Source organism: Chryseobacterium sp. KCF3-3, assembly GCF_045865955.1.
Classification (GTDB): Bacteria; Bacteroidota; Bacteroidia; order Flavobacteriales; family Weeksellaceae; genus Chryseobacterium.
In genome coordinates this window covers 5,156,179-5,182,559 of sequence record NZ_AP035792.1, presented here as the reverse complement: position 1 = coordinate 5,182,559, position 26,381 = coordinate 5,156,179, and the positions used below count along the sequence as shown (strand labels likewise).

At 34.8% G+C, this 26,381-nt stretch carries 19 protein-coding genes; 14 read left to right on the top strand and 5 right to left on the bottom strand.

The window, feature by feature from the left end; genetic code table 11:
* Positions 1–3: 3 nt before the first annotated feature.
* The 14 genes from ACKTTZ_RS23025 to ACKTTZ_RS22960 all read left to right on the top strand — a co-directional run bounded on the left by ACKTTZ_RS23025 (position 4) and on the right by ACKTTZ_RS22960 (position 16,097).
* Entirely contained in the window at positions 4–2,361 is a 2,358-nt protein-coding gene (locus ACKTTZ_RS23025) for a TraG family conjugative transposon ATPase (protein WP_407846721.1), read from the top strand.
* A complete protein-coding gene (locus ACKTTZ_RS23020; RefSeq protein WP_034700085.1) occupies positions 2,358–3,218 on the top strand; it encodes a DUF4138 domain-containing protein in 861 nt (286 codons plus the stop codon). Before ACKTTZ_RS23025 ends, ACKTTZ_RS23020 begins: the two co-directional genes overlap by 4 nt.
* A 12-nt stretch (positions 3,219–3,230) precedes the next feature.
* Positions 3,231–3,728, top strand: a complete 498-nt coding sequence (locus tag ACKTTZ_RS23015) for a hypothetical protein (protein ID WP_407846720.1) — start codon at positions 3,231–3,233, stop codon at positions 3,726–3,728.
* Between the two features lie 45 nt (positions 3,729–3,773).
* Positions 3,774–4,364: a hypothetical protein gene (locus ACKTTZ_RS23010; RefSeq protein WP_407846719.1), complete on the top strand. Its 591-nt coding sequence runs from the start codon at positions 3,774–3,776 to the stop codon at positions 4,362–4,364.
* 30 nt (positions 4,365–4,394) lie between these two features.
* Positions 4,395–4,949, top strand: a complete 555-nt coding sequence (locus ACKTTZ_RS23005) for a hypothetical protein (protein ID WP_407846718.1) — start codon at positions 4,395–4,397, stop codon at positions 4,947–4,949.
* Between the two features lie 22 nt (positions 4,950–4,971).
* Positions 4,972–5,526 (top strand): hypothetical protein, encoded by a 555-nt coding sequence (locus ACKTTZ_RS23000; RefSeq protein ID WP_034700077.1) that lies wholly within the window; start codon positions 4,972–4,974, stop codon positions 5,524–5,526.
* Positions 5,513–6,091, top strand: coding sequence for a hypothetical protein (locus ACKTTZ_RS22995; RefSeq protein WP_407846717.1), 579 nt, complete (start codon positions 5,513–5,515; stop codon positions 6,089–6,091). Before ACKTTZ_RS23000 ends, ACKTTZ_RS22995 begins: the two co-directional genes overlap by 14 nt.
* A 56-nt stretch (positions 6,092–6,147) precedes the next feature.
* Positions 6,148–6,990, top strand: a complete 843-nt coding sequence (locus tag ACKTTZ_RS22990) for a hypothetical protein (RefSeq protein WP_407846716.1) — start codon at positions 6,148–6,150, stop codon at positions 6,988–6,990.
* A gap of 105 nt (positions 6,991–7,095) precedes the next feature.
* The gene (locus ACKTTZ_RS22985; RefSeq protein WP_407846715.1) at positions 7,096–7,947 is read left to right on the top strand and encodes an EboA domain-containing protein; all 852 of its coding nucleotides are present in this window, start codon (positions 7,096–7,098) and stop codon (positions 7,945–7,947) included.
* A 306-nt stretch (positions 7,948–8,253) separates the two neighbouring features.
* Positions 8,254–9,897: an SGNH/GDSL hydrolase family protein gene (locus ACKTTZ_RS22980; RefSeq protein WP_034700069.1), complete on the top strand. Its 1,644-nt coding sequence runs from the start codon at positions 8,254–8,256 to the stop codon at positions 9,895–9,897.
* A 283-nt stretch (positions 9,898–10,180) separates the two neighbouring features.
* Complete coding sequence (locus ACKTTZ_RS22975) at positions 10,181–11,860, top strand: SGNH/GDSL hydrolase family protein (RefSeq protein WP_407846714.1); 1,680 nt, start codon at positions 10,181–10,183, stop codon at positions 11,858–11,860.
* A gap of 695 nt (positions 11,861–12,555) precedes the next feature.
* Positions 12,556–13,272, top strand: a complete 717-nt coding sequence (locus ACKTTZ_RS22970; protein WP_407846713.1) for a hypothetical protein — start codon at positions 12,556–12,558, stop codon at positions 13,270–13,272.
* A gap of 172 nt (positions 13,273–13,444) precedes the next feature.
* On the top strand, positions 13,445–13,834 hold the full coding sequence (locus ACKTTZ_RS22965) for a hypothetical protein (protein ID WP_156106616.1): 390 nt from the start codon (positions 13,445–13,447) through the stop codon (positions 13,832–13,834).
* A gap of 4 nt (positions 13,835–13,838) precedes the next feature.
* Complete coding sequence (locus ACKTTZ_RS22960; RefSeq protein WP_034700061.1) at positions 13,839–16,097, top strand: reprolysin-like metallopeptidase; 2,259 nt, start codon at positions 13,839–13,841, stop codon at positions 16,095–16,097.
* 223 nt (positions 16,098–16,320) lie between these two features.
* Here ACKTTZ_RS22960 and ACKTTZ_RS22955 read toward each other — a convergent pair whose 3' ends face one another.
* From ACKTTZ_RS22955 to ACKTTZ_RS22935, 5 genes are all read right to left on the bottom strand, one after another.
* Entirely contained in the window at positions 16,321–17,943 is a 1,623-nt protein-coding gene (locus tag ACKTTZ_RS22955) for an IS1182 family transposase (RefSeq protein WP_407845762.1), read from the bottom strand.
* 371 nt (positions 17,944–18,314) lie between these two features.
* A complete protein-coding gene (locus ACKTTZ_RS22950) occupies positions 18,315–22,187 on the bottom strand; it encodes an amino acid adenylation domain-containing protein (RefSeq protein WP_407846712.1) in 3,873 nt (1,290 codons plus the stop codon).
* A gap of 404 nt (positions 22,188–22,591) precedes the next feature.
* On the bottom strand, positions 22,592–23,965 hold the full coding sequence (locus ACKTTZ_RS22945) for an alkaline phosphatase family protein (protein ID WP_407846711.1): 1,374 nt from the start codon (positions 23,963–23,965) through the stop codon (positions 22,592–22,594).
* A 16-nt stretch (positions 23,966–23,981) separates the two neighbouring features.
* The gene (eboE, locus tag ACKTTZ_RS22940) at positions 23,982–25,211 is read right to left on the bottom strand and encodes a metabolite traffic protein EboE (RefSeq protein ID WP_407846710.1); all 1,230 of its coding nucleotides are present in this window, start codon (positions 25,209–25,211) and stop codon (positions 23,982–23,984) included.
* On the bottom strand, positions 25,205–26,377 hold the full coding sequence (locus tag ACKTTZ_RS22935) for a 3-dehydroquinate synthase (protein ID WP_407846709.1): 1,173 nt from the start codon (positions 26,375–26,377) through the stop codon (positions 25,205–25,207). The genes eboE and ACKTTZ_RS22935 overlap by 7 nt, the downstream gene beginning before the upstream one ends.
* Positions 26,378–26,381: the final 4 nt, after the last annotated feature.

The following is a 26,381-nucleotide window of genomic DNA, read 5'->3' as shown; positions in this document are numbered from 1 at the left end:
ATTATGAAAGATATAGATATCAAAAAAATATTTAACATATTAGCCGTAGATGATGACTTGCTAATTAGTAAAAAAGGAGATGTTGGCCTGGTCTATAAGGTTATGCTTCCTCAGATATATTCGCTTGATAGCGATCAGATTGAGCAGATTAGTGTGATTTTTGACAAAGTAATCAGATCTTTACCTGCCGGAACAATTTTGCAGAAACAGGATTTCTTTTTTGTAGATTCTATCACAGAGCAAGTATCGGACAGTCCTAATTTTTTAGCATCAAGTGATAACAGGTTTTTCCATGAAAAGCCGACAATGAGCCACGAGTGTTATCTTACAATAATAAAGGATTCTAAAAGTAAAGTAAGTATACTTAATAACTCCAGTCAGTATAATAAATACTTAGACGGAATAGATGATTTTATCAAGGCAGTAGAATCGAGTCTTTCATTTTTAACAAAGGAAAGCTTTTTCACTGTGGAAAGATTGAATAGTGATCAGATTATTGCCCTTTTAGGGAAATATTTATCTCTTTCGAAAGAAGGAGAGACTAACCTGAGAGATATGTTTTTTGACAGGAACTTGCAGGTAGGAAATAAATTTGCAGAATTGTATACCATTTCTTCAAATAATCAACTTCCTATTACCATTAACAGCACCATCAAAAGCATTGAATATTCTACACCTAAAACTGATTTCAGAATTCCTTTTATACAGCCGGTATCTACAGGGCTGGATGTAAACCATATCTACAATCAGGTGATTTTTATTGAGGATTCAGAAAAAGTTTTTTCTTCCCTGAAGACCAAAATGAATCAATTTAAAAGTATGGCGATACTTTCAAGAGAAAATCAGGTTACTTACCAACAGGTAGAAGATCTGGTAGAAGATGTTTTGGAAAGAGAATTGACATTTATTTATCAGCACTTTAGTGTGATCGTCTGGAATGTTTCGCAGAAGAGATTGGAGCATGACGTCAACTTATTAGAAAATGCTTTCAGGGATTTAGGAATTACGCCTTATCAGGTTAAGTATGCCTTAAAGGAATTATATATGAATAATTGCCCCGGAGCTCCTGCTTATATTTCAGAGAATCATAAATTTATTGGTATATCCGAGCAAACCTCTTCATTATTGAATTTTGAGTCCTATTACGAGAGTAATAAAGACGGAATTCTTTTCTGTGACCGTAAAAATGAATCTCCTTTACGTCTTGACTTATGGGACGAACCTGTTAAAAAGGGAATCATTGTGAACAGAAATAGATTAATTTTCGGGCCTTCAGGAACCGGAAAGTCATTTTTGATCAATCACATTGCCAGTCAGTATTATGAGCAGGGTCACCATATTGTAATGATAGATATAGGAAACTCCTATAAAAAGCTGTGTGAATTGGTGGAGGGTGTTTACTTTACATACGACTTAAACTCACCTTTACAATTTAATCCTTTCTATTACTATGATGAAGATGAAATTAATATAGATAAGAAAACCTTTCTGCTTTCACTGATCTTTTTCTTATGGAAAGGAGAAGAAGGAGCTTCCAGAGAAGAAAAACAAATACTGTCCAGCTATCTGGATCTTTATTACGAACATGTCGTCAAGAATGGTATTTTTCCTTGTATGTCTACTTTCTATGAGTTTATATCAGAAAATACAGCCGTTGAAGAAGAATCAAGTTATTTTGATAAAATCAGCTTTAAACTCTCTCTCAAAGATTTTTATGACGGACATTATAAAGATATACTCAATGCAGCAGAACCTGCGAACCTGATTCATGAGCGTTTTATTGTATTCGAAATGGACAATATCAAAGACCATCCAATACTGTTCCCTTTAGTGACCATGTTGTGTATTAACCTGGTGATGACGAAGATTCAGAAGATTCCCGGAGAGAAAAAATCAATATTTATAGACGAGTGTTGGAAACCTATTTCTAAAGGAGAAATGGCAGAGTTTATTAAATATTTGTATAAGACCGTTCGTAAGTTTTATGGAGAAGTTGCTATTGCGACCCAGGATTTGGAAGATATTTTAGATACTGCTGCCGGCCCTGCCATGGTAAATAATACGGATACCTTGATTATGCTTTCACATAAAAAGAAAATGGCATCTAAAGATAAGTTTTCCAAATATTTGTCACTCAGTGAATCTGATCTTCAAAAACTTTACTCTACAGACAAAGGAGAAGTATATGTTAAAGTAGGAAGTATGTCTAATGTATATAAAGTCAAAGTATCCCCTGAAAGATATGCATGTTATTCTTCCAATGCTGATGAAAACAAAATAATCCGGGGTATATACGAAGCAAAAGGAAACATGTCTGTGGCTATTAATGATTTTATTGATTTAAATTCTCAAAAGAAATGAAAAAACACATTGTATTATTTATTCTATTTTTTATGTGCTCTCAGGGATCTTTCGCCCAGGAAATATTGGAGCCTCTATCTCAACGCCAGGCAATTGAAGTTTCAGATGTGAAAACAACACACATTATTTTTGACGAAAAAATAAAGTATGTGGATGTGGGATCTACTTATTTCGTTGCAGATACCATTGGTAATATGCTAAAATTAAAGCATACGGGAGAAGAGCTGAATGATCCAAAAAGTCAACAGGCAAATCTTACGGTTATTAATGGTAAAGGAAGCTATTATTCTATTGATATGGGGTACAACAGAGACCCGAATATTACAACGTATAAGGCAGTGGAAACCCTTACTAAGATAGATTATTTTGCAAAGGAAAATATCAACAAAATTGAAAAGGAAGAAAAAACAGCACAAGATCTTCAGGAATTGTGTATGTTATCTGAAAATGCTCCTTCTACCGTAAAGATTAAAGATAATAATGATGGATTGAATCTGACTTTAAATGGAATCTATTACAGAAATTTTCAGAATAAAATTGTCTTACGCGTAGAAATCTATAATACCTCTAAAATCACTCTGGATATAGACCAGGTTCTTTTCAGATCAAAACTTAAAAATAATAATGCGGCAAAGAAAGATTATGTATATCAGGAGAGAATACTGACACCGGTAAAATCCTGTGGCGACCAGCGAAATATAAAACTGGGTGAAACAAGAGTTCTTACCTTCATCTTTGATAAGTTCACCTTAAACGAAGATGAGATATTGAGTCTTGAAGTAGGGGAGCATGCCGGAGGCAGAAGCGTAAATATCCGCATTCCCCGAAAGAAGCTTTTATTTCCGGAATACATATAAATATATTCAGTTATGAAATATCTGATTCTGTTATTACTGTTTTTTTCACTGCAGTATAAGGGACAGTTACCCTACATTGATCCCATAGGTTTAGTGGAGAGAACTATTGAGAAAAATGGCACTGATGATTATGAAAAAGCTACAAAAAAAAGCTTAGATGAGCTGGTTCAGACTGAGGTTGTTAATGAAATTGAAAATTCGGCCAGAACGACGATCTCTAAAAAGGATCTTATTAATTTTTCCAAATATGCCAACGTTTGTAACCCCTATCTTAATCCTGTTAAGAAAAGCAAGTGCAAAAAGAAACTGGCATATATTAAAGCCGCAAACAGCATATTGGAAGATGCATTTATAGCAGGCGTAGGAATAAAGATTAACCGCGGAAACAGAGAAAAGCTGGATGAAGGATTTATAAGTACTTTGAATTTTCTGACTAAGGAATTGGATGAAATGAAATATGAGGCGGAACAAAGTAATTTATTCTACAAATTAGGCCTCATACCTAAGTAATTTCAATATTTATTTAACGACCATAAGTTTTAACAAAATAGTATTATGAAAGCATTACCCATCTTATTTTTTTTGACATTTCAGCTATTTTCAGCTCAGTTTGTACATGTTGCTATACATTTGAATAATACAGATTCAGATACAAGGAAAAAGCTTGCAGAAATTCTTTTACATACAGGTGCAAGAGCTGTGCAGCTAAAGTTACAAAATGATCATCTGGAAGAAATGATTAAGAATGATGAAGAATTTTTGGAAAGGAATTATAAAAAGTCAAGTAAATTTGACAAGCAGAATAGTTTTATTATTAAGTCTTTAACTACCGGGGCTTTAGGGGTAGGACCTGTTATATTGAACCAGTTTAAAAAAATGCCTTATATAACCAATGTTAAGAAAGATTATTTAAAATCTCTGGCATTAGATAAATTAGTGCTTCTTGCTCTTCAAAGTGTTGATGCCTCAAAAATTAAAGCGTCTGAAAGACAGGAAATCTATAGAGTTCGTGACCTGCTGGTAAGGGTATATTCTAAAAATGATAAGGAAGTTTTTGGTGTTATGACTTTGCCTGCTTTGGCACTTCTGATACAATCTAATCCGGATCTCATCCAATTGATCAAGAACCTCGAAATTGTATTTTAGTTTTCTACTCAACTATAAATTTATTCCAATATGTACAGGTTTTTAATAGTACTGTTATTATTTGTTTCAATAAAAACTTATTCCCAACCATTTGCCAATAATCCTATTGGTCCAATTTCGGATGTACCTTCTAACCTTGGATCAGGTGCAATTATTGTAGAAAATATTTTTTTAAAAGAAAGAGAAGAAACAACAGAGAAAAGGACTAAAGATTTTGTAAAAGAATATAGAAAAAGGCTTCTGTATTATGGTGGTGCTGCCTGGCTTTCTACAGTAAATGATATTATCAATAATGTCAAAGACAGAGCCCATAAGCTTAAGGAAGATAATGAAAAGCTTTCTTTCCTGTTTTATTCAAAAAAGAAAGAGAATAAAGTGTATTTACTTTCAGCAGACAGCCAGATTGAGAATATGTCTTCCAATTTTTTAAATGGTGAAAAGCTTACCATTCTGGGCGAAAAAATTAATCTGTATGAAGAATTAAGGGCATCCCTGTCTGCCATTAACCGGGAACTTGATAAGGTAGATGATAATATAAAACAGAGTAATCTCAGGAAAAAATTAGTTCAGCAATTTGTTAAATAGTTAATATAAATTTTTCATTGTCATGAATATAAGATATTTTGATTTCAGATCATTCAGTATTAAGGCATTTTTCGTAGGATCATTATTATTGTCTGTAATCTTCAAAGCTCAGGCTGTCATTAATATCACTTTGAATTGGAATGCGAATGATGTTCTGTCAAAAAAGCTTTATGAGGATATTGTATCGGCGCATAGAAAATTAAATGGGTATGCTATAGCAAAAAGTGCTGTTGTTGCAAGGACAAAAGATATTTATATAGAACCTAATAAGGAACTTACCCGTATATCATCTGGTTTAACTTCAAAAAAAGATGATATGTTGAAATTCGTATCCAAAACAAGTTATAGTTATATAGAGGATAAATATCCGATAGTCGCTGTTTCACCTCTTTCAAGTGGTAAACTGTCAAACCTTTTAGTAAGAAGAAGATTCAAAAAGAAATATGATTCTGAGAAAGAAAACATTACAAACTATCTGGATACAACCAACTACATTCCTGAAGGAGAACGGTTGCGCCTCATTCAGCAGGCATTAGACAAAGTAATAAGAGTAACACTGGAAGATGAAAACTATTAAATCCATATCTACATTCCTCCTTCTTTTTAGCTTTAGTTTTTTTTATACGCAGACATGGTCTTTTGATATTACGGATTATGTAGTTGCAGGAACCAAAGCTGGAATTGTTGCAGGATTAGGGGCAGAAATTGCCCTAAAGGACGAACAGAATAAGTTGCTGGAAAAACTTATAAAGCTGGAAAAAGAGATTGATGATAAAAAGAGTGTGGCAAACATCAACAGCCTTGCGCTTGCCGCTGCTTCTATTGCTACAATTGAAACTACCAAAAAAGAAATAAAAGATATAAAAAAGGTTATTGACATCATAAAGTTCACTCCATTATCTCTTAAATATTCATTGCTAAAGAAAGCTGCTGATCTTGAAACAGAAGACAAGTATTTAGATGAAGCCCAATATGACTATTACAGATACTTAGCATCCGGAATTCTCTCCGGAGGTGTGGGGCAGGTTTATACTGTTTTCGGAAAGCTTTTAATAAGGATTTTGAAAATCAGAGCCACAGTTTTGTCTATCAGGAAAGACCTGGAATCCTTATCGGTCATTAATAAAGTCTTACTTAAATAATATATAATAACATCTGTAAAATGAAAAAGTTATCGATGGTTAAAACTACACGCTAAATGACAATAAATGAAATTCTAGATCAATATAGATCAATTCTTCAGACTAGATTTGATCTCTTTATTAATGAGTCGAGACCTTACGTTCTTCTCATAGCCGTTACATTTACGTTTGTTTTTGTGGGGTATAAAGTAATGAAAGCAATGGCTGATCCGGATGAAAAGATTGGACGGGATGCTCTTTTAAGACCTATTCTCACTCTTATGGCGATTACATTATATATTCCTCTGGTAAAATTATTATTATTTGATACTGTAGATATTTTATCCGATATAATAAAACATGGTGCCTATAAAGTGACAGGACGCAGCCCTGCTGATTTTGATCAGGCCTTTCAAACTGCTATAACCCATGTGCAGGGAACTGGGGCAGATGGAAATGGTGTGTATGATGTTCTGCAGATTAATCCCTTTTTAGAACTTTTCCATATCATTATTTATTTTATTGCTTCTGTTGTTGGAGGGTATATCTTAATGAGACAATTACTGATGATATTTGTCTATTATGTGTTGGGAATATTTGTTTTGCCTTTTTCACTTATTGTATCTAATGAAAGAATTCTGAAGTCATGGTTCTTTGGTTTCCTGTCTATACTGCTATGGGAACCCATATTAACAATTCTGAAAGTAATTATAGTTCTTTTGCCTGTTGATAAGACAGAATTCACGAATGTTCTTCTTTCTATTGCTTTGCAAGTAATCATGATACTTATGATATTAAAAGTTCCACAATTTGCCAATCTTTTAGTAGATCCTGAATCCGGTAATAAGTTGAGTAATAAGGCTGGTTCTGTTCTGAGAGGTCTACCTGGAAAAGCTTTTAATGCAATAAAATCTAAATAAAATAAATCTGAATGAGATGTATTTAGTTTTCTTATTAAAGGTTTTTTACAAGAAATTATGATCAATATATGTCCCATTATATAACAATTCAAAAACACTAATGAAATGACTGAAAACACTTTTAATAATAATTCCTGCGAAATATTATACTCATTGATTCAAACCAGGCTTTCAGAAGTCCAGATGGATTGGATGGAAACCGTTATGCTATTTGAAAATGATGAGCTTTTCTTTCAGAATTTTGGCTTAATCCCTCGCATGATTCCATCCTATTCACCAGATTGGAGCCCATCTGAAAAAATTATCCTTGAGCAGATGTATCCAGGGCTTACCTCCGGCCAATGGAATCTACAACAGTTTTGCCGGTGTTTATTAATAGTTCTTATTCCTGAAGATCAGAACATAGCTATCATAAAAAAACTAATACAGTCAGCAGATATCAACGAGCTTATCTGTATTTATAAAGGAATATTCTTCCTGGAAAATGCCTGTGAATTTGTTCCTCTTGTTGAAGATGGAATAAGAACCAATATCACATCTGTCTACGATTCTATAGCTCTTTCGAATCCTTTTGCGGCCAAATATCTGCCTTTGAATTCCTGGAACCACCTTGTTCTTAAAGCATTGTTTATGGGACGTCCGCTTTATCAGATTACCAATTTGGATCTGCGCAAAAATGAAAAGTTAGCTTTCATTGCCACCGATTATATTAACGAGAGATGGTCTGCAGGAAGAACAGTATCCCCGGAGATCTGGCGATTGATGGATGGATTTGTTAATAAAGAAGTAACAGCATGTCTGTTAAAAGTTATTGAATTTGGTGACCAGCTGTCAAAACATGCAGCCATCATGGTACTCAGAGAAAATGGTTCCAACACCTGCAATAATATATTAAGACCCATAAATACTACTTTATGGAACTATATCGGAGAACAATATTACATTCAAAATAAATAAGATAAAATCAACTCAGAGGATAACAATGTTACGGGTTTTCCGAGATTTCGGAGTATAGAATGTTGCTCCAATATGGAGCATTTTTTTCCCAATCTCATTCAATAGATCTTTAAAGTTTGCCTGGTCATATTTTAACTCATAAGATAAGGAAGTAACAAATATTATCCTGTAATGCCTTGATTTATAACTACAACGATGTAGGTTTAATTGGACAGGAAATATATTGATCAGTTAGCTCAAAAAAATAAATTTGTAAGAAGATACATAGGATAAAAATATTTATACAGTAATTTAAAATTTTTAATTATGATAGATAGAATAGTAATTTTAGGGGACAGTATGTCGGACCTTGGTATAAAGAAAAATACTATGACAGGTATGCTGGCAAGAGCTATGGGTAAAATGCGTGTTAATTCTGTGGGACGTTTCAGTGACACAAAAAACTGGGCAGATTTTATGTGGGAATGGTCAGGTGGTGAGAGTTTAATAGATGGTAAAGACAAGAAACAAACAGATACTTTAACGGAGAAGCATATGTCCCTGAAAGAGTCAACTCATGGAAGCCCTGGTAACAGGTTGTCATTCGTAAACTATGCGGTAGGCGGTGCTGTAGTTCGTGAAAGTGAACAATTAGCAAAAAAAATAGGATTAACCACCATTGAAGAACAGAAAGAAAAATATTTCAAAGAATTAGATAATGATCCGTCTAAGTCTAAAAATACGTTACATATTGTCTGGATTGGTTTAAATGATACTGTTACTGATGGTAAAGACCCTGCGTTAATGAAGTCAATTGTTGCTCAGGTCAAAGAGATGACTGATCAGATTCGTGATCGTGTCGCTAAGAATGGAGGGAAATCATATTTTATGGTGGTAAATAATCCTGCTCCGGTAGAAGCTGTACGTTACGCTAAAAAACAGGATGATCCAAAAGTACTTAAAGCCCAGGAAGCTACTTTAGAGTTCAACAAACATCTAAAAGCAGCATTTCCGGATAAATATGATGATACGATGATTGTGGATATGCATGAGGCACTTAAAACCAATTTATATAATTTGCGTCTTATAAAAGCTGCACAGCGCCACGGAAGAAAAGTAGAATTTGGAAAACCGGAAAACAGTACAGACACTTCGCTTGCCAATACACTAAAAGAATTTGAAGCCATATATAAAGATACTAAAGGAGGTAAGGAAGTATTTGCTGAAATTCAGCCCCTGTTGGATAAAGCCCTTAAAAGTGATAATGAGATTATGCTTCATAAGGAAGTGGGTGATTTAATCATTAAGAAAATGGCAGATCCAAAGACATCAGCTGAAAAACTTCCCAGCATAAAGGCTATCAAAGATGCATTAATGGTTACCGGGACCTATCCAAGCCAGATAGATTTTGTAGCCAAATACTATCAGGAAATAAAACCAGAAAAACATCAGGAAGATATTGCCAAACTCAGGGTAGAACTTGACAAAGTATTTGCAAACAATCTTCCTAAACAATTGGAGGATAATTTAAATGTCGCAAATACAGCGTTATACGACGAGGTTGCTTCTTTATTGAGAGAAAATAAAAAAGGCCCTGACAATAGTACATTTAGAAAATTACTGGATAATATAACTGCCAGTAACTTAGGATTTGTAGCGACATCTGATGGTGCACATCCCACTCAGGCAGCTCATAGAATTATTGCTTTAACGATGGCTTCCCATCTCGTTCAAGGCTTTTCTGTTTCTCCAAGTCCTGATTTTGTACAGAAAGCTAAAGATGCACTTGTTGAGACTGAAATTTCTGCAGAAAAAGTAAAGATTCAATTTGATAAATCAGCTTATGTTACACCAACTGTGAAGGCAGATCCAAAGGCAGCAGCCCTCTCTGCTGAAGCCCTAAGACAACAGCAACAAAAAGGTTTAAAACAAGAAAAACCTGTTACTAAGACGCACCATACAAGCCTTTAAAGGTAAAACCAAGGGATCTTAAGAGATTCTTAAGGGTAAAGCAAGTTTAAAAGGGTTTTTAAATTTGTAACTTTTTGATTTTTGAATCAGTATAAACTAATACTAAGCAATCACAATTTCTACCTTGCAATACTGTTAACATCGCTAGTGATTTTAATTTATAACTACAACGATTCAGGTTTAATTGTATAAAAAATATATAGATCAGTTAACTCAAAAAATAAATTTGTAAGAAGATATATAGGATAACAATATTTATACAGTAATTTAAAATTTTTTAATTATGAAAGAGATAGATAGAATAGTAATTTTAGGGGACAGTATGTCAGACGTTGGTATTAAAAAAAATACCATAACAGGTCTTTTAGCAAGAGCTACTGGTGCCATGCGTGTTAATTCTGTGGGACGTTTTAGCGACACAAAAAACTGGACCGATTTCGTGTGGGAATGGTCTGGTGGCGAGAGTTTAATAGATGGTAAAGATAAGAAACAAACTAATGCTTTAACGGAGAAGCATATGTCTCTGAAAGAGTCAACTCATGGAAGCCCTGGTAACAGATTGTCTTTCGTAAACTATGCGGTAGGCGGAGCGGTAGTTAATGAAAGAGAAAAGTTTGCCAATAAAATAGGGTTGACAACCATCATAGAACAGAAAGAAAAATATTTCAAAGAATTAGATAGTGATACATCTAAGTCTAAAAATACATTACATATTGTCTGGATTGGTTTAAATGATACTGTTACTGATGGTAAAGACCCCGCATTAATGAAGTCAATCGTTGCCCAGGTCAGAGAGATGACTGATCAGATTCGTGACCGTGTTGCTAAGGATGGAGGGAAATCATATTTTATGGTGATCAATAATCCTGCTCCGGTAGAAGCGGTACGTTATGCTAAATCACAAAACGATCCGATAGTACTTAAAGCCCAGGAAGCTACTTTGGAATTCAACAAGCACCTCAAAGCAGCATTTCCGGATAAATATGATGATACGATGGTTGTTGATATGTATAGTGCACTTAAGAGCAATTTATATAACTTACGTCTTATAAAAGCTGCACAGCGCCACGGAAGAAAAGTAGAATTTGGAAAACCGGAAAACAGTACGGATACTTCGCTTGCCAATACCCTAAAAGAATTTGAAGCCATATATAAAGATACTAAAGGCGGCAAGGAAGTGTTTGCTGAGATTCAGCCCCTATTGGATAAAGCCCTTAAAAGTGATAATGAGATTATACTTCATAAGGAGGTGGGTGATTTAATCCTGAAAAAAATGGCAGATCCAAAGATATCAGCTGAAAAACTTCCCAGCATAAAGGCTATAAAAAATGCATTAATGGTTACCGGAACCTATCCGAGCCAGATAGATTTTGTAGCCAAGTACTATCAACAGATAAAGCCCGAAAAACATCAGGAAGACATTGCCAAACTTAGGGTAGAACTTGACAAAGTATTTGCAAACAATCTTCCTAAACAATTGGAGGATAATTTAAATGTATCAAATACAGCGTTATACGACGAGGTTGCTTCTTTATTGAGAGAAAATAAAGATGGTAAATTCAGGAACGACAATAGTACATTTAGACAATTATTGGATAATATAACAGCCAATAATCTGGGATTTGTAGCGACATCCGATGGTGCACATCCCACTCAGGCGGCTTATAAAGTTATTGCTTTAACTATTGCATCCCACCTTGTTCAAGGCTTTTCTGTTTCTCCAAGTCCTGATTTTATACAGAAAGCACAGGATGCGCTTGTTGAGGCTGAAGTTTTTGAAAAAGAAGTAAAGATTCCACTTACCCGTTCCAAGGATCAATCAGACCTTAGTAAATTTACAACTCCTACTGTGAAGGCAGATCCAAAGGCAGCAGCCCTCTCTGCTGAAGCCCTAAGACAACAGCAACAAAAAGGTTTAAAACAAGAAAAACCTAGTACTAAGTCGCACCATACAAGCCTTTAAAGGTAAAATGAAGTGATTCGAGAGACTCATTTAAGTTTACAGCGTTAATACTAAACATTAAGTATACTTAAAATTTAAGTGTTACATGTTATTATTAATGTTGTAAACTTTTATTATTAACCTGAGTTCGGGTTAAGTAAAGTAATATTGAAGGCGGGAAGCGAGAAGCTGGAAGCTGGAAGAAATAGGATGGAGGTAATTATTTTTAGTTATAAAATTACATTCGCTTCACAAGTAAATACAGAAGTTGTTTCAACTTATCAAAAAATATTGGATATCTATAAAACCATTAAGAAGGATTTAAGAAATAAAGTATCGTTAAGATGAATCATTCTGATTTTAAGCTTAAAGCGAAGCTCATCTTAATACTCTCAACACCTTAATACATCTTAATGTTTCAATAAACAAAAGTTTAAACAAATTGAAATTGACTCTTAAAAAAGAGAAACAGCCATTGTTGATGCTCTACACTTCTTCCAGCTTCCATCTCCCAGCTTCAAAACCATCTCAATCAGAAATTCTTATCCCGAACTCAGGTTATTAGTTTAGAACCAATCGTCCAAACTTTAAAGTTTATCTATTTCCTGGCAGTTTATTTTGGCAAGTGACCAGACATAAGTAAGAAGATATGTTGCTTAGAAGGGGACTAAAACCAAGATCATATAACAATTCTTAAAGTATTTAATTTATATATTATGGTTCAATCAGAAAACGAAAAATTAGACGGACATTACAAGAATATAAAAAAAAACAGTTCTCACACAAAGCAAACAGATATGCATGAGAATACTGATTTTATAAATGAAAACGCAAAGACAGACAGCTCTCAAATAGAAAAACCTAAGAAAGGAAGAGGTTTGCGTTTCCTTGATTCTATTGCGGAAAACGGCTCCTTTATTAAGAAGGCTTTAAAATCTACCGGGATTGGATTAGCTGTAGGATTGGGACTTGCATTACTTTTTCCACCACTAGGAATAGCAGTCATGGCAATTTCTGCAATAGCAGGTGTTGCAGCCATCGGAGGAAAAGTAGCATACAGTTATGCCAAATCAAATGCGGAAAACAGAAGTAATAATGAAATTACTGAACCCAAGGCTGAAATACTTCGAGAGATTGTCAAAGAGTTAATGGAAGAAAAATTATCAAATAATAAAGAAGAAACTCAAACACAAGAAAAAAAGAACAGCAGTAAGGAGGATTTGAAACAGAATAGTGAAACTGATAATAGACGTGAAATAAGAAAATCTGTAATAAAAAATACGAATAAATCCGGATTAGCAATGTTTACTAAGCCATTAAATAGTCCTAATCCTAATATAAAACAAGATGCCAGCCCTTCAAAATCCAAAGTACAGCAGAAAGAAGCGCAAACTGCCAGTAGAAGTACAGGATTGAGGCGTAATACATTGTAATGTTTGTAATCAATTATCTTATGCAGCGAAATGTCCTGTATAGAAGGATAAAAACTAAATTAATGGTAAGTGTAATAGTTGAATGAGAATGTTAAATATTAAAAAAATTATTTTATTGAATTTTTTTGGTTTCTTAATGCTTTATTGTAATGAATATAAAAATGTTGGTTCAATGAGCCAGGAAGGTGAAAATTATCAGAAGGTGGAATTCATTGAAATAAGAAGACTGAACTCTAATGATGATCTCAACCCATATACGATCATGACCTCCTCAAAAGAGATAAAAGAACTTTATAAGAAATTCAATGATTCTAGATATGCTAAATCTGCACCCATACCTGTTTTGGATGAAGGTGAATATTTTCTGGTCTTAAGGCCCAAATTGAAAAAGATTCCCTACGGAGATGTTGAAATAAAAAAACTGGAAGCCACTGGATCCACACTTAATGTTTTTTATAAAGAGGTGAAAAGTCTGGAATATGAAGAAAAAAAACAATCGAATCCTGTCCTGATCCTCAAAATCCTGGACAACCCAAAAAAGATTAAATTAATTTCAATTTAAAATAATGAGAAAAAAACTATTATTGCTTACAAGCCTTGTACTTCTTTCAGGGACAGCTGCTGCCCAACAGAATATGTGGAGTAGAACCGTTGATAATACGGTGGAGAAAATAAGAGATAGAAACGTAAGAACTTCAAAGTATCAATTAGTAAATTTGAATGCAGAAGAGCTGAAACATCAGCTTACGATGGCACCTGACAGAAATAGACTTACATCGGAGAAAGGTATTCTACTGAAATTCCCTAATGATCAGGGGGCATTTGATACCTATGAAGTATATGAAGCATCCACAATGCATGCGGATCTGCAGGCAAGGTATTCTGAAATAAGATCTTATTTGGGAAAGAAAGTAGGAGAACCAGATACCAGTATCAGATTTACCTTCGATCCGTATTTTGGATTGAATGCAGTAGTGAGAGGTAGTAAAGGGACCTATTATATAGATTCCTATTCTAAGGATAATAAAACCTATATGGTATATGATCGTAAAAATGCAACTTCACAAAGCCGTTTTGAATGTTTGTTTAAAGGAGATTCTCCATTGAGTGAACTGATTCCAGGTATACATGGTAAAACTGTTGCAGATGGTTTGATGCGCAGATATCGTCTGGCCATTACTACAACAACAGAATATACGGCTTATGCAGCCCAGCAGGCTGGTGTAGGAACCGGTACTGATGCCCAAAAAAAAGCAGCCGTACTTGCTGCAGTTAATTTGGCAGTAACAAGGCTTAATCAGGTATTTGAAAATGAAATTTCTGTATCCCTGCAGCTTGTGGCTAATACAGACCTGTTATTTTTTACTTCTGCAGATACCTTTAATGCGTTGGATGCTGGCCAGATGATTGATGAAAATGTTGTAGTGACCAATAATGTAATTGGTGCTAATAATTATGATCTGGGACATTTGTTTTTTCAGGCTACTCAAGGGAATGATAATGGCTTGGCATATACCCCGTCAGTATGTAGCAGTGTAAAAGCGGGCGGAGTCACTGGTTCTGCAATTCCTGTGGGAGATCCTTTTGTAATTGATTTTGTAGCCCATGAAATGGGACATCAGTTTGGAGCGAATCATACTCAGAATAATAACTGTAACAGAAATAATAATACCTCAGTAGAACCTGGAAGCGCAAGTTCTATTATGGGATATGCGGGAATTTGTTCTCCAAATGTACAGAACAACAGTGATGCCTATTTCCATGCTGTGAGTATCCGTGAAATGTACACAAGAATTACCGGAGCAGGAAACTGCTCAGTAAATACAGCGACAGCAAACAGTGAACCGACTGCCAATGCAGGACCGGATAGAACAATCCCTATGGGAACCCCATTTGCCTTAACAGGTCTCGGGGCTGATCCTGATGGGGATGCTATTACCTACAATTGGGAGCAAATAGATTTTGGTGCCGCTACAATGCCTCCAAGACCAGAAAACATACAAGGGCCTATGTTCAGATCCCTATGGGCCTCCACATCTCCAACAAGATATTTTCCAAAGCTTTCAACAATTGTTGAAGGATATGATTCCACCATTATTACAGCTACAAATCCTAAATCATGGGAAAAATTGTCTACCACAGCAAGAACTCTCAATTTCTCTTTATTAGTAAGAGATAATAAACCGGTTGGAGGGCAAACGGGACGTGATGATATCCAGCTTACCGTATCTACAGCTGCAGGCCCCTTTACCGTAAGTTCTCAAAATACTACAGGAATTATATGGGACGTAGGGACATCTCAAACGATTACATGGAATGTTGCCAACACCAATGCCGCTCCTGTAAATACAGCCAATGTAACGATCTTACTTTCTAAAGATGGAGGGCTTACTTTCCCATATACGCTTGTAGACAGTACCCCAAACAACGGTTCCTATACATTTAATGTTCCTGGAGGTTTGGGAACGAGCTCTACAGCAAGAATTATGATTAAAGCTATTGATAATGTATTTTTAAATGTAAATAGCACAAACTTCACAATCAATTCTACATTGGGAATCAGTGAAGCTGAAAAAGCTGAAGCAGAAGTAAAAATTTATCCAAATCCTTCAAAAGGAATTTTCACTATCGAAACTGAAGCGTCAAATGGTATGACATACAGTGTTTTCGCAATGGACGGAAAACTGGTAAATGTGAAAAAAGAGCTTAAAGCTAAAAAAATCCGTGAAGAAGTTAATTTATCTTACCTACCTTCAGGAGTTTATATTGTTCAGGTAGAAAAAGACGGACAGAAAATTTCCAAGAAGCTGATTATTAAAAAGTAATAATTGACTTTACTATAAAAGATCTTGCTGTGTAATGAGAATTATGAATACAGCTTAACAAGAAAATAGATTAAAGATAACAATCAATAAAAAATACAGATCATTTTTGATCTGTATTTTTTACTTAAAACTATGTTGTATGAATGTAATGATTGCTTGCATAAATTAAAGAGGCTGTCCAAAAAGGTCAGCCTCTTTTTTTTTGTTTTGAGACTGCGTATAGTTATGCAGCAATTTTATACTTTTGGATTTTCATATACTTATGGAAAAGATGCATATGTTGTTTGCATTTAAGTGTATTTAGCCAATTTTTACGGTTAAGTTTTCTGTTTTTCACTAATTTTCTAAGATTATGTGCCAATGCCATTAATCCAAATTCAATATTTACTTTTTCAAGTCCTTTTAGAGTAAATCTTGAAAATTTATTATTGCTTTTTAATTGCCCGAATACAGCTTCTACTTCTATAGGCCGTTTACTTCTGTGGTAATGCCCTTTTTCAGATATCAGCCTTTGTCTGGCTTTCATTCTGTGATGGTTCAGATTATAATTCACTTCGATTAATCGATTATCCTGGCTTTGATGGCAGCTTTCTCTAAGAGGACAACCCTGACATCTGAAAGCCTGATAATAATGTACCTGAGATTCATATCCGTTACTGCTGATTCTTTTGCCTTTACCGATAAAGTTCATTTGCTGTCCGCAGGGACATACATAGAAGTTATTTTCCTCATTATAATATAAGTTCTGTACAGCAAACGCATTGTTCTTCTCACTGCGCTTCTGTTCTTTATGAAAATTATTATATTTTACATAGCCCTCTATAGCTTTTTCTGCCATCATTTCGTAATTCTCTTCACTTCCATATCCGGCATCTGCTACTACCTCTTTACTTTGTTTGTGATACTGATTTTCAAAGCTGTTAAGATGATCCTTCAATGTAGTGGTATCTCCAGGAGTCTGATGAATGCTGTAATGGGTGATAAACTGGTTTTCAGTACTGATCTGTGCATTATAGGCTGGCTTAAGCTGCCCATTTTTCATATGGTCGTCTTTGAGCCGCATGAAGCAGGCGTCGGGATCTGTCTTACTATAACTGTTGCGGCCTGAGAGTATTTTTAATTGATCTTCATACTTCTGTAATCTGGGCAGGTCCTGATGCTGAAGCTTTTTAATGAGCTTCTTACCGGTTTTATTGTCCTGTGCCACAGAGTGATTAAGTTCTGCTATTTTATCCTGAAGCTCTCTGCTGTCAATAGATTTTGGAAGGGTCTTTTCATGGGATTCATAACGCTCTTCTTTGATTTGGGATTCAATATCTTCAAGTACGGAATGAATTTGAGCTTCCAGTTTTAATTTATTCTTTTCTACAGATTTTTTCCATACAAAGCTGTATCGGTTGGCAGATGATTCTATTTTTGTACCATCTATATATTGAACATTTAAACTTACGTAACCTAAATTCTGCAAAACAACGGTAACATCTGCAAAAAGACGGTGAATATGGTTTTTAAGCCGTTTGCTCCTAAAGTAATTGATGGTTCTGTAATCAGGCTTACTGTTGCCGGAAAGCCACATGAAATGAATATTTTCTCCAAGTGCCTTTTCTATTTTACGGCATGAATAAATATTGTTGAAATAGGCATAGAATAAAACTTTGATCATCATCCGGGGGTGAAAACTTGTCGTTCCACCGCCTTTATATTCACTTATAATATGATCGATATTCAAGTTATCCACTAATTCATTGATAAGACGTACCGGATCATTAGCACCTATCTTATCAAAAATATCTTCAGGAAATAAGCTGGGAGTATTGGTGGGTAAAGATTTAAACCGTACTTTCATATCAATGTTTGTTTGGGTGCACCTTAAAGATAAATCTTAAAGGACAAACAACAAAAAAATCCCCGAAACTTTTTAAGTAACGGGGATATTTTTTTGGACTTTTTAGACAGCCTCTTTATAAATCATAACAGATCTAAAAACTCCTGCATGAAAAATAAATCGGGATAAGAAGCCCCGCAGACACTTTCTTTCAACAAAAAATTGAGACTGCCCAAACTTTTTGGACAGCCTCATTTTTTACTTAAAACTAGGTTGTATGAATGTAATGATTGCTTGCATGTAATATATCTGTTTTTTACTGTACCCAAATTCGTAAGAATGAGTTGTCAATGATTACAGATATTCTATACTTTATGAAAAGGCAAGCTTTTTCAATTCAAACGAGTCATTTTCATTACTTCTGCAATACCTTCTTCTTTTAAAATATCGTAATGGTCAAAAGTACTTTCAAAAAAATCAACCTTATTAATAAAATTTATATTATTCTCAATAAATGAATCCTGATCACCTTTTGCTTTAATATGGATAATCTCAGTATTAAGCTTTTTATTTGAGAGATCATTATAAACAAAGTGGAATGTACTCTCCACAATATGGGTTATTCTTCTAATGCTGTCCATCCCCAGATCTCCATTTTCCTGATTGATAAAATGAATAAAGCTTTCTCTGTCCTTACATTTTTCAAGGCAGTTTTTTATTGCTGTATCGTCAATATTACGAGTAAATACAGAATATAAAATGGTAACAAAATAGGGATCATCAAAGGAAATACTTTCCTTCTTCCTCTCATTCATTGTTCTATGATTGGGAGAACCGGGAGCAATAAGTAACATCCTATCAACAGTATCATTCATTTTTTCTAATTGAAAAGCAACTTCATAGGCAAGTTTTGCACCAAAGGAATATCCTACTAAGGTATAAGGACCTTTTGGATACTTTTTCTTTAAGATCTTAATATCCTCCAAAGCCATTTCTTCTAAACTTGTATAGGGAGCTTCATTACTATTCAGTCCATAAGCCTGAAATCCATATACTGGAGTGGAAGATATTTCTTTTCCCAGCGGTTTCAGGTTTAAAGGATAGCCACCTAATCCTGGCCAGCAAATGACAGGTTGTATTCCTTTGGCTTTATTAAGAGAAATCATTCTTGAGCTGTTTATGGTATCGGTATTCTGAATAACCACATCAGATAATGATACAATATCTCTTGCTTCAAACAGAATCTGGGCAGGAAGATTACATTTTAATTCTTTATTGATCCTGTTAATTAATAATAACGCAGAGAGTGAGTTTCCTCCTAATTCAAAAAAATCATCTTTTGTGGAGATCTCATCTATCTTCAAAAGGTTTTTCCACAGATCAAGTAATCGATGCTGAGTTTCATTTTCAGGCAAAAGAAATGGAGTAATACGTTTATTAATTATTTCCTGAGCGCTATTTTGAATTTCTATAAGATCAATTTTTCCATTGCTTGTTCTCGGTAGAGACTGCAGAATAACAATCCTGCCGGGTAACATATAATCCGGTAAAAATGAGGCAAGATCCTGTTTAATAATCTCTGCAGGACCTGCCATATGTACAGTATCTTCTTTCATCCCTCTGGAATATTTTTGGTCAGGAGATATCTTTCCTCCTAAGGCAAAATAAACTCCCGTCTTATCGTTCAGTTTAAGTATTTTTTTTATTTTCTTCGCTGCTTTAAGATCATTTCCACTTTTTGAACTATAGCCCGAAGATACAAAGCCCATCATCTGATCATTCATTTGAAAAATCTGCAGGAGTCTTCCCAATTCTATATATTGATCCCATGTCTCCACATGATTCAGAAAGCAGACACCAATTTCTGCGTTGTCATATATTCTTTGATTAATAGCAATAACATCGTTTTTTTCTATTTTTTCATCAGCAAGTGGCATCAATTCTCCATTGATATACTTATAAATTCCCTTATTGTCCAGGGTTTCTTTATTGAATTGAATCAGAATTTCAATCGCAATATTATCCTTCTCTTTTTTACGATCTCCTCTTATGATTGGAAATGACCCCAGATAATAATCCTCCTTACGGCATCCAAATAATTTTTCTTTAACACAATCTATTTCTTCACTATAATATCCTTTTCCGATACATTGTTGAAATTTCTTTAAAACATGATCAAAGAGACCAATGATGTGCCCAGCTTCAAACTCCAGAACTTCTTTGATATTATTTTTATAAACAGACTCAATAGCACTCTTTTTTCCTATAAAATGCAGGGTAATGGGTGATTTTTCATTAGCTGAACTTTCTTTATATTCATCAATGAGGAATAAAGTATGCATAATAGGATGATAATAATACAAACCATTTTTCAAGCCCTTCATATTAGCAGTCTCAAGGAAAATCTGAGTGGCATATAAGGCGCCTGGCGAAGCATAACCGTATTTGGGAAGTATTCTTTCCTGACTGTAAAAAGCTCCAAAATATCGCATTATATAGCCAAGATCCTGAAAGTGTATGTCTTTATATGAAGAAGGAACAAACCTGCCAATCTTACTGGTGAGAATTTTGGTAAGGCAATTCAAAACCTCATCTTTATGAACATGACCGCCTTCAAATGACCGATAGCTTTTTCTTGCAAAAATCTTTTCAGTCTGAAAGCTGTCTGAATAATAACCCGGAAGTTTTACGGATTCTTTACCTGTCAATTCTTTATCATTCTTGCATCCGGAATTGGATAATTGTGCCTTTACCTGAAGTTGATCTGATTTGGAGGCATGATGGTATGCATTTTCTACTCCCTGATCCATGAGAGCGGCTTCATTTGGATTCAATTCTATGAAAGCAACCAGCTGCTGTGTTGAATTTATCGTATTTTCGGATATAATCACTGCTGCATGACGTACCCATGGATGCTTTTCAATATTAATCTTTATTTCATCCAATTCTAGTCTGTATCCCCTTAATTTAACTTGATTATCCAATCGTCCTACAAAGTACAAATGAAGGCTCTCATCCTGAACGACCAAATCTCCGGTTTTATAATAATACTGATCATCAATTGTAACAAATCGTTCAAGGGTTTGCTTTGTATTCTTATAATATCCATTTGAAACCTGTATTCCTGAAATATAAAGCTCTCCTGTTTCTCCATTTGAACAATGGTTGCCCTTCTTATTTAACAGTAGAAAACTATGGTTACTTACAATATTACCAATAGGAATAGTATCTTTATAGTCTTCCATACTATCTTTTACAAGAATATGAGCGCTAATATTTATCGTACATTCTGTAGGCCCATAAAGATTAGTAATTTCAGCGTTGGGAAGCTGCTTAAAAATGCTTGCTGCTAATTTCCTGGTGAGTGCCTCTCCTCCGCTGAAAATACATTTTAATGTTTTACAGTCCCTAAAAAAGTCATTTTCTGTAAGTGCTTGAAGTAAAGTGGGAACGCCCTGCAAAGTATTAATTCCATATTGTTTTATCATACCCGTTATTTGGTCAGGGTTTTTATGAATCCCTGCAGGACCTATTACAACTTCACTTCCATTACATCCTGAAAGAATTTCCCATTGTGCTGCATCAAAACTGATGGGTGTTTTATGAAGTATTTTAGTTGAAAAACCAATATTATGCTGGCTTTCCAACCAGTTCATCTGATGAGATATATTTTTATGTTGTATCATAACCCCTTTGGGATTCCCGGTACTGCCCGAAGTGTAAATGATATAGGCAAGATCTTCTTCTGAGCTCCAAAAATCCAGTTCAGTATTGGTAATTTCATATTCACTAAGAAAACTTTCCACATCTTCTAAACAGATTATCTTCGTACTTTTCAAATTAAAAACGTGTAGTTTTTTTTGACATTCCCTGCTCGTTAATATATAATTGATACCACTATTATCAATCATGTATTGCAGCCGTTCTTCCGGATAGTCAAGAGATAGTGGAATATAAGATTTACAGGCCATTAATATTCCCCAAATTCCTAAACCCATTTCTACGGATGGTTCCATATAAATCCCAACCGGTTCTTTACTCAAGGATAAAAGCCGTAAATACAATGAGATTTTAAGACTTTCAATACAGACGTCATTAAAAGTCAGTTCTTTTTGACAGTCTCTTAAGTATATTTTCTCACTGTAATTCGTTTGTTGTGAAAAAAGGAGATAAGGAAGAGTTTCTTTTGAATAATTTTTTTTGAAATAGTTGCTATCCAAATAAGATTTTATGAATAGACTGTTGGAAGTAATAGTTCTGTTCATTATTAGGTTCAATTTTGAGTGGGTAGGTAATCGGAATATTCTATTTTCCGGTAAATCTGACCTTTACAATATCACTTGAATTCTGACTGTTTTCTGATTCTTCCTAAACCACAGGTTGCGAAGGATGAACAATCTCTTTATGAAATTGATCATAGAGTTCTATTTTAATTTTTTTGAAACAAAAAATATTTTAGAGGAATAATAGATTAGATCTCCTGCATCTGAAAACAGGCAGGAGATCCGGTAACAATATTTAAGTTAAATCTAATTTCAAAGTTGGATCTCCGGTTTTTAAAAAGGATATTTATAAATGATATTTTATTTTTGTCTTAATCAAAGATTCCAGAATGTTCATGTTTCTAACAAGAGCCGTTAGATTCTTAGAGTACATTCGGTAGACGTATTTAATTGTTATTAAAAATAATATTCAGCAGATACTGACAAACATCTATGCTTTCAATTGTTGAATTTGATTGTATTTCACTAATGAAAACAGGTTTATTATAATCATCCTTTGGAATAATTCCATGGGAACCATTTACCAGTGATGCATCCAGAGGGATTACATCCATAAGAGTCCTAAAGCCCAGTTTTTTTTGCAGAAGTTTAAAAATAATGATAGGTTTAATCATTGTTTTTGTAGGGTCCAGAAAAAGCTCAGCAGGATCATAACCTGGTTTTTTATGAATTTCAACAGTTCGGGCAAAGTCGGGAGCTTTTTTATCTTCCAGCCAATAGTAATAAGTGAACCAGCTGTTCTCTTCTGCCAGAAGAATAAGATCTCCTGAGCGTTCATGATTCAGATGGTATTCTTCTTTTTCATCATCAGTGAGTACCTTTGCAATACCTGGTCTTTTTTCCAGAGAATTTTTTAGCTCCGGAATAATGCTTTTATCTTTTACATAAATATGGGCTATCTGATGATCAGCAAGAGCAAATGCTTTGGACTCTCCAGGATCTAAAAGTTCACGGCCGTTTTCTTCTCTGATTTGTAGCAATCCTTTGTAACGTAACATTCTATTGATGTCTATAGGATTATTGACATTGGTAATCCCATATTCTGATAAGATGACGGGTTTTACTCCATGACTTTCATAAAATTCAATCAGATCCTTAACCACTTTATCAATAGCTTTTACTTCTTCATGTATTTCTTTAGAAGAGGAAGGAAATTTCTGACAGCAATAATCCAAATGTGGTAAATATACCAGATTTAGAGTTGGTTTGTACCAGGAATAAACTAATTTCGATGCATTGGCAATCCACTGGCTTGAACGAATGGTAGTTTTAGGACCCCAGAAATCAAAAAGAGGGAAGACTCCAAGCTGTTGCTGAAGACGTTTTCTAAGAAGAGAAGGTTTAGAATAACAGTCCGGTTTTTTTTGCCCGTCAGCTCTGTACTGTGGCCGTGGAGTAACAGTGAAATCAGCATCCGAATACATATTGTACCACCAGAATAGATTGGCACAAGTAAAATCAGGATTAATTTCTTTAGCCAGATCCCAAATTTTTGGAGACTGAATCAGCTTATTGGATTGTTTCCACATCTTTATCTCACAATCGGTTCTGTCATACCAACCATTACCTACAATCCCGTGTTCAGATGGCCATTGACCAGTGAGGTAAGTAGCCTGAACAGAACAAGTTAATGCTGGAATTACCGGCTCTATAACACTTAAATGCTTATTCTTTTTCATCCATTGACTGATGAATAAATCAGAATCTTGAAGTAGGGTAGAAGTAAGGCCTACCACATTAATAACAACTGTCTGTTGCATAGTATGTATTATATTCTTAATGCTGTTTGTTCTTGATTTTGTTAATCGTATCTGTAACCCATTTAAGTTCCCTCTCTATAGATTCAGTAATATTGGTTTGAAAGTGATCCGGAAGAACGTCCCAGGTGTAGGTTTCTACCTCTAAATGCAGAGAACATTCTGTTTCATACCAATATTGGAGAGTATTGATAATTTCATTCTGAGTAGTGCTCAACAATTCAAACTGATCTAGAAATATGGGTACATGGAAATGGGTACGCAGTTCTTCAAAACCGGGAAGTCCCATTGAGACGATGGCAGGCCCAAGATCTTCAAATCGCAGTATACTTCCATCAGAATTTTTGATAACAGCCTGATGCAAATAAGTACTTTCGTCAAAAGCATGCAGGTAATTCTGGGCTTCTTTTAAAGAAGCTTTTGCATAAGTATTGTATTGAAGAGCTGCGCTAATCTGTATTTTTCCGATTTTCAGACCATGATTTTCCATTTTCTGCAAAACATCTTCACTTCTTTCAAAACCAACTGCAAAATGACAGACGTCAAAACAAAGCTGCACATGTTCCCGGATGTGTTGCTGTGCTTCTGTAAAAGTGCATTTAAGATGGACAGCAAGCTGGGACGCTCCTTCTTTGAGAAGATAATCTGTGAAAAATTGAATATACTCATCACTGGTTTCAATAATTCCGTCCGGTTCAGGTTCAATATTGAGATGCAGTTTCTTTTTGCAAAAACGGTTTATTTTTACCATTAAGGCAGTAATTTCCACCAGATGTTGCGTAGATTTTTGTTTTACGGTGACTAAATCTTCTTCAGTCTTAAACCAATGCCTGTAGGATAATGGAGATGTTGAAATACTGCCCTCAATGCCTGAAGGCAGCAGTTCTTTAAGAATGCTTATCAACAATACTGTGTAATCCAATCTTTCTGTACTTGTCCAATCCGGAAGATGAACACGGTCTTTAACCGGTTCACCATGAAAGCTCCCATAGGGAAATCCATTGATGGTAAAGACATACATATTGTTCTTATGGAGCCATGATTTAAAATCTGAAAGTCTGTTCCCGTTTAGCAATTCTGTTGCTGCCAGATTAGAAAGCCGCAGACCAATACCAAAAGGCTTATCTGGTGAAATATTTTCTTTAACCGGCAGACAATAGGATTTTATATTAGTAAATATTTCTTCCCATGATTCTCCGCTGTGGATATTAGTACAATAAGTTAAGTGACTGTTGGGTGTAACTAGCATAATACATAAACAGATTGTGAATAGAAGGATAAATATTGAATCGAGTTGGCTATTGTAGTACTTAGGAGGGTATGTACTTCTTCACCTTTACCAATTTTAGACAATAGGGTAATGGTAAGCTCTCCTCCCAGATGTTCTCTGAACTCATCAATACTAGCCAGGATCTCATCAAAATGAGTAATTAAAAATGGATGTGTTATAGAAAAACCTAATACAAGAAGGCTGTCCAGGATTCTATTTAAGCTATCCAGATCAATTTTATTAGATAAATAAGAATAGGAAGCATCAAGAGCAATTCCAATGGCAACGGCTTCACCATGTAAAAGCTCATAGTTGGTGAGATGTTCCAGCTTGTGCGCTACCCAATGTCCAAAATCTAATGGTCTTGAAGAACCATTTTCAAAAGGATCTCCGTTTTTTGAAATGTGGTGTGCATGAAGTTCAGCACAGCGGAAGATTAATTCTTCCATAATGGCAATTTTTCCATTATTCAGAGCCAGAGCATGATCTTCTATCCAAGAGAAAAAGTTTTCATCTTTTATCAGTGCAACTTTTATAGCCTCAGAAATTCCGGATCTCCAGTTTCGGACATCAAGTGTTTTTAAAAAATCAGAATCATTGATTACGGCATAAGGAGGAGCAAATGTACCCAGGAAATTCTTTTTCCCAAAGTAATTGATGCCATTCTTTACTCCAATTCCTGAGTCATTTTGAGATAAAACGGTAGTAGGAATACGAATCAGTCTGATTCCACGGTGGGCTATAGCAGCCATATAACCCACTGCATCAAGCACTGCACCTCCGCCTATGGCTGCAACAAAAGAATGGCGGTCAACTTTATTATCATGAATAAATTGAAGGATTTTTTCGTGATCATCCTGATTATTTTTTATGGCTTCTCCACCTTTCATAACTAAAAATTGTTCAGGCAAAATACCGATATGATAATGGTTTAAATAATCAGTAATGGCAGCCATAAGCTCAATGTTGGAGTCAGCAACCCCTTTATCTATGATAAAAACAATTTTACGCCTTTGATACTGCTGTTCCTGTTTGAGAATATTGATAAATGACGGATTGTCCAAATCAAAAATGGAACGGCTGAATATAACGTCATAATGGAAGGGAACCGCAAAGTTTTGTTGTATAATTTTTTGATCGTTCATGTTG

Coding starts and splice junctions, on each gene's coding strand:
- ACKTTZ_RS22985 (WP_407846715.1), top strand. CDS start 7,096: ATGACTGAAAACACTTTTAATAATAATTCCTGCGAAATATTATACTCA.
- ACKTTZ_RS22970 (WP_407846713.1), top strand. CDS start 12,556: ATGGTTCAATCAGAAAACGAAAAATTAGACGGACATTACAAGAATATA.
- ACKTTZ_RS22935 (WP_407846709.1), bottom strand. CDS start 26,377: ATGAACGATCAAAAAATTATACAACAAAACTTTGCGGTTCCCTTCCAT.
- ACKTTZ_RS22990 (WP_407846716.1), top strand. CDS start 6,148: ATGACAATAAATGAAATTCTAGATCAATATAGATCAATTCTTCAGACT.
- ACKTTZ_RS23025 (WP_407846721.1), top strand. CDS start 4: ATGAAAGATATAGATATCAAAAAAATATTTAACATATTAGCCGTAGAT.
- eboE (WP_407846710.1), bottom strand. CDS start 25,211: ATGCTAGTTACACCCAACAGTCACTTAACTTATTGTACTAATATCCAC.
- ACKTTZ_RS22955 (WP_407845762.1), bottom strand. CDS start 17,943: ATGAAAGTACGGTTTAAATCTTTACCCACCAATACTCCCAGCTTATTT.
- ACKTTZ_RS22950 (WP_407846712.1), bottom strand. CDS start 22,187: ATGAACAGAACTATTACTTCCAACAGTCTATTCATAAAATCTTATTTG.
- ACKTTZ_RS23005 (WP_407846718.1), top strand. CDS start 4,395: ATGTACAGGTTTTTAATAGTACTGTTATTATTTGTTTCAATAAAAACT.
- ACKTTZ_RS23000 (WP_034700077.1), top strand. CDS start 4,972: ATGAATATAAGATATTTTGATTTCAGATCATTCAGTATTAAGGCATTT.
- ACKTTZ_RS22960 (WP_034700061.1), top strand. CDS start 13,839: ATGAGAAAAAAACTATTATTGCTTACAAGCCTTGTACTTCTTTCAGGG.
- ACKTTZ_RS22995 (WP_407846717.1), top strand. CDS start 5,513: ATGAAAACTATTAAATCCATATCTACATTCCTCCTTCTTTTTAGCTTT.
- ACKTTZ_RS22975 (WP_407846714.1), top strand. CDS start 10,181: ATGAAAGAGATAGATAGAATAGTAATTTTAGGGGACAGTATGTCAGAC.
- ACKTTZ_RS22980 (WP_034700069.1), top strand. CDS start 8,254: ATGATAGATAGAATAGTAATTTTAGGGGACAGTATGTCGGACCTTGGT.
- ACKTTZ_RS23020 (WP_034700085.1), top strand. CDS start 2,358: ATGAAAAAACACATTGTATTATTTATTCTATTTTTTATGTGCTCTCAG.
- ACKTTZ_RS23010 (WP_407846719.1), top strand. CDS start 3,774: ATGAAAGCATTACCCATCTTATTTTTTTTGACATTTCAGCTATTTTCA.
- ACKTTZ_RS22965 (WP_156106616.1), top strand. CDS start 13,445: ATGAGCCAGGAAGGTGAAAATTATCAGAAGGTGGAATTCATTGAAATA.
- ACKTTZ_RS22945 (WP_407846711.1), bottom strand. CDS start 23,965: ATGCAACAGACAGTTGTTATTAATGTGGTAGGCCTTACTTCTACCCTA.
- ACKTTZ_RS23015 (WP_407846720.1), top strand. CDS start 3,231: ATGAAATATCTGATTCTGTTATTACTGTTTTTTTCACTGCAGTATAAG.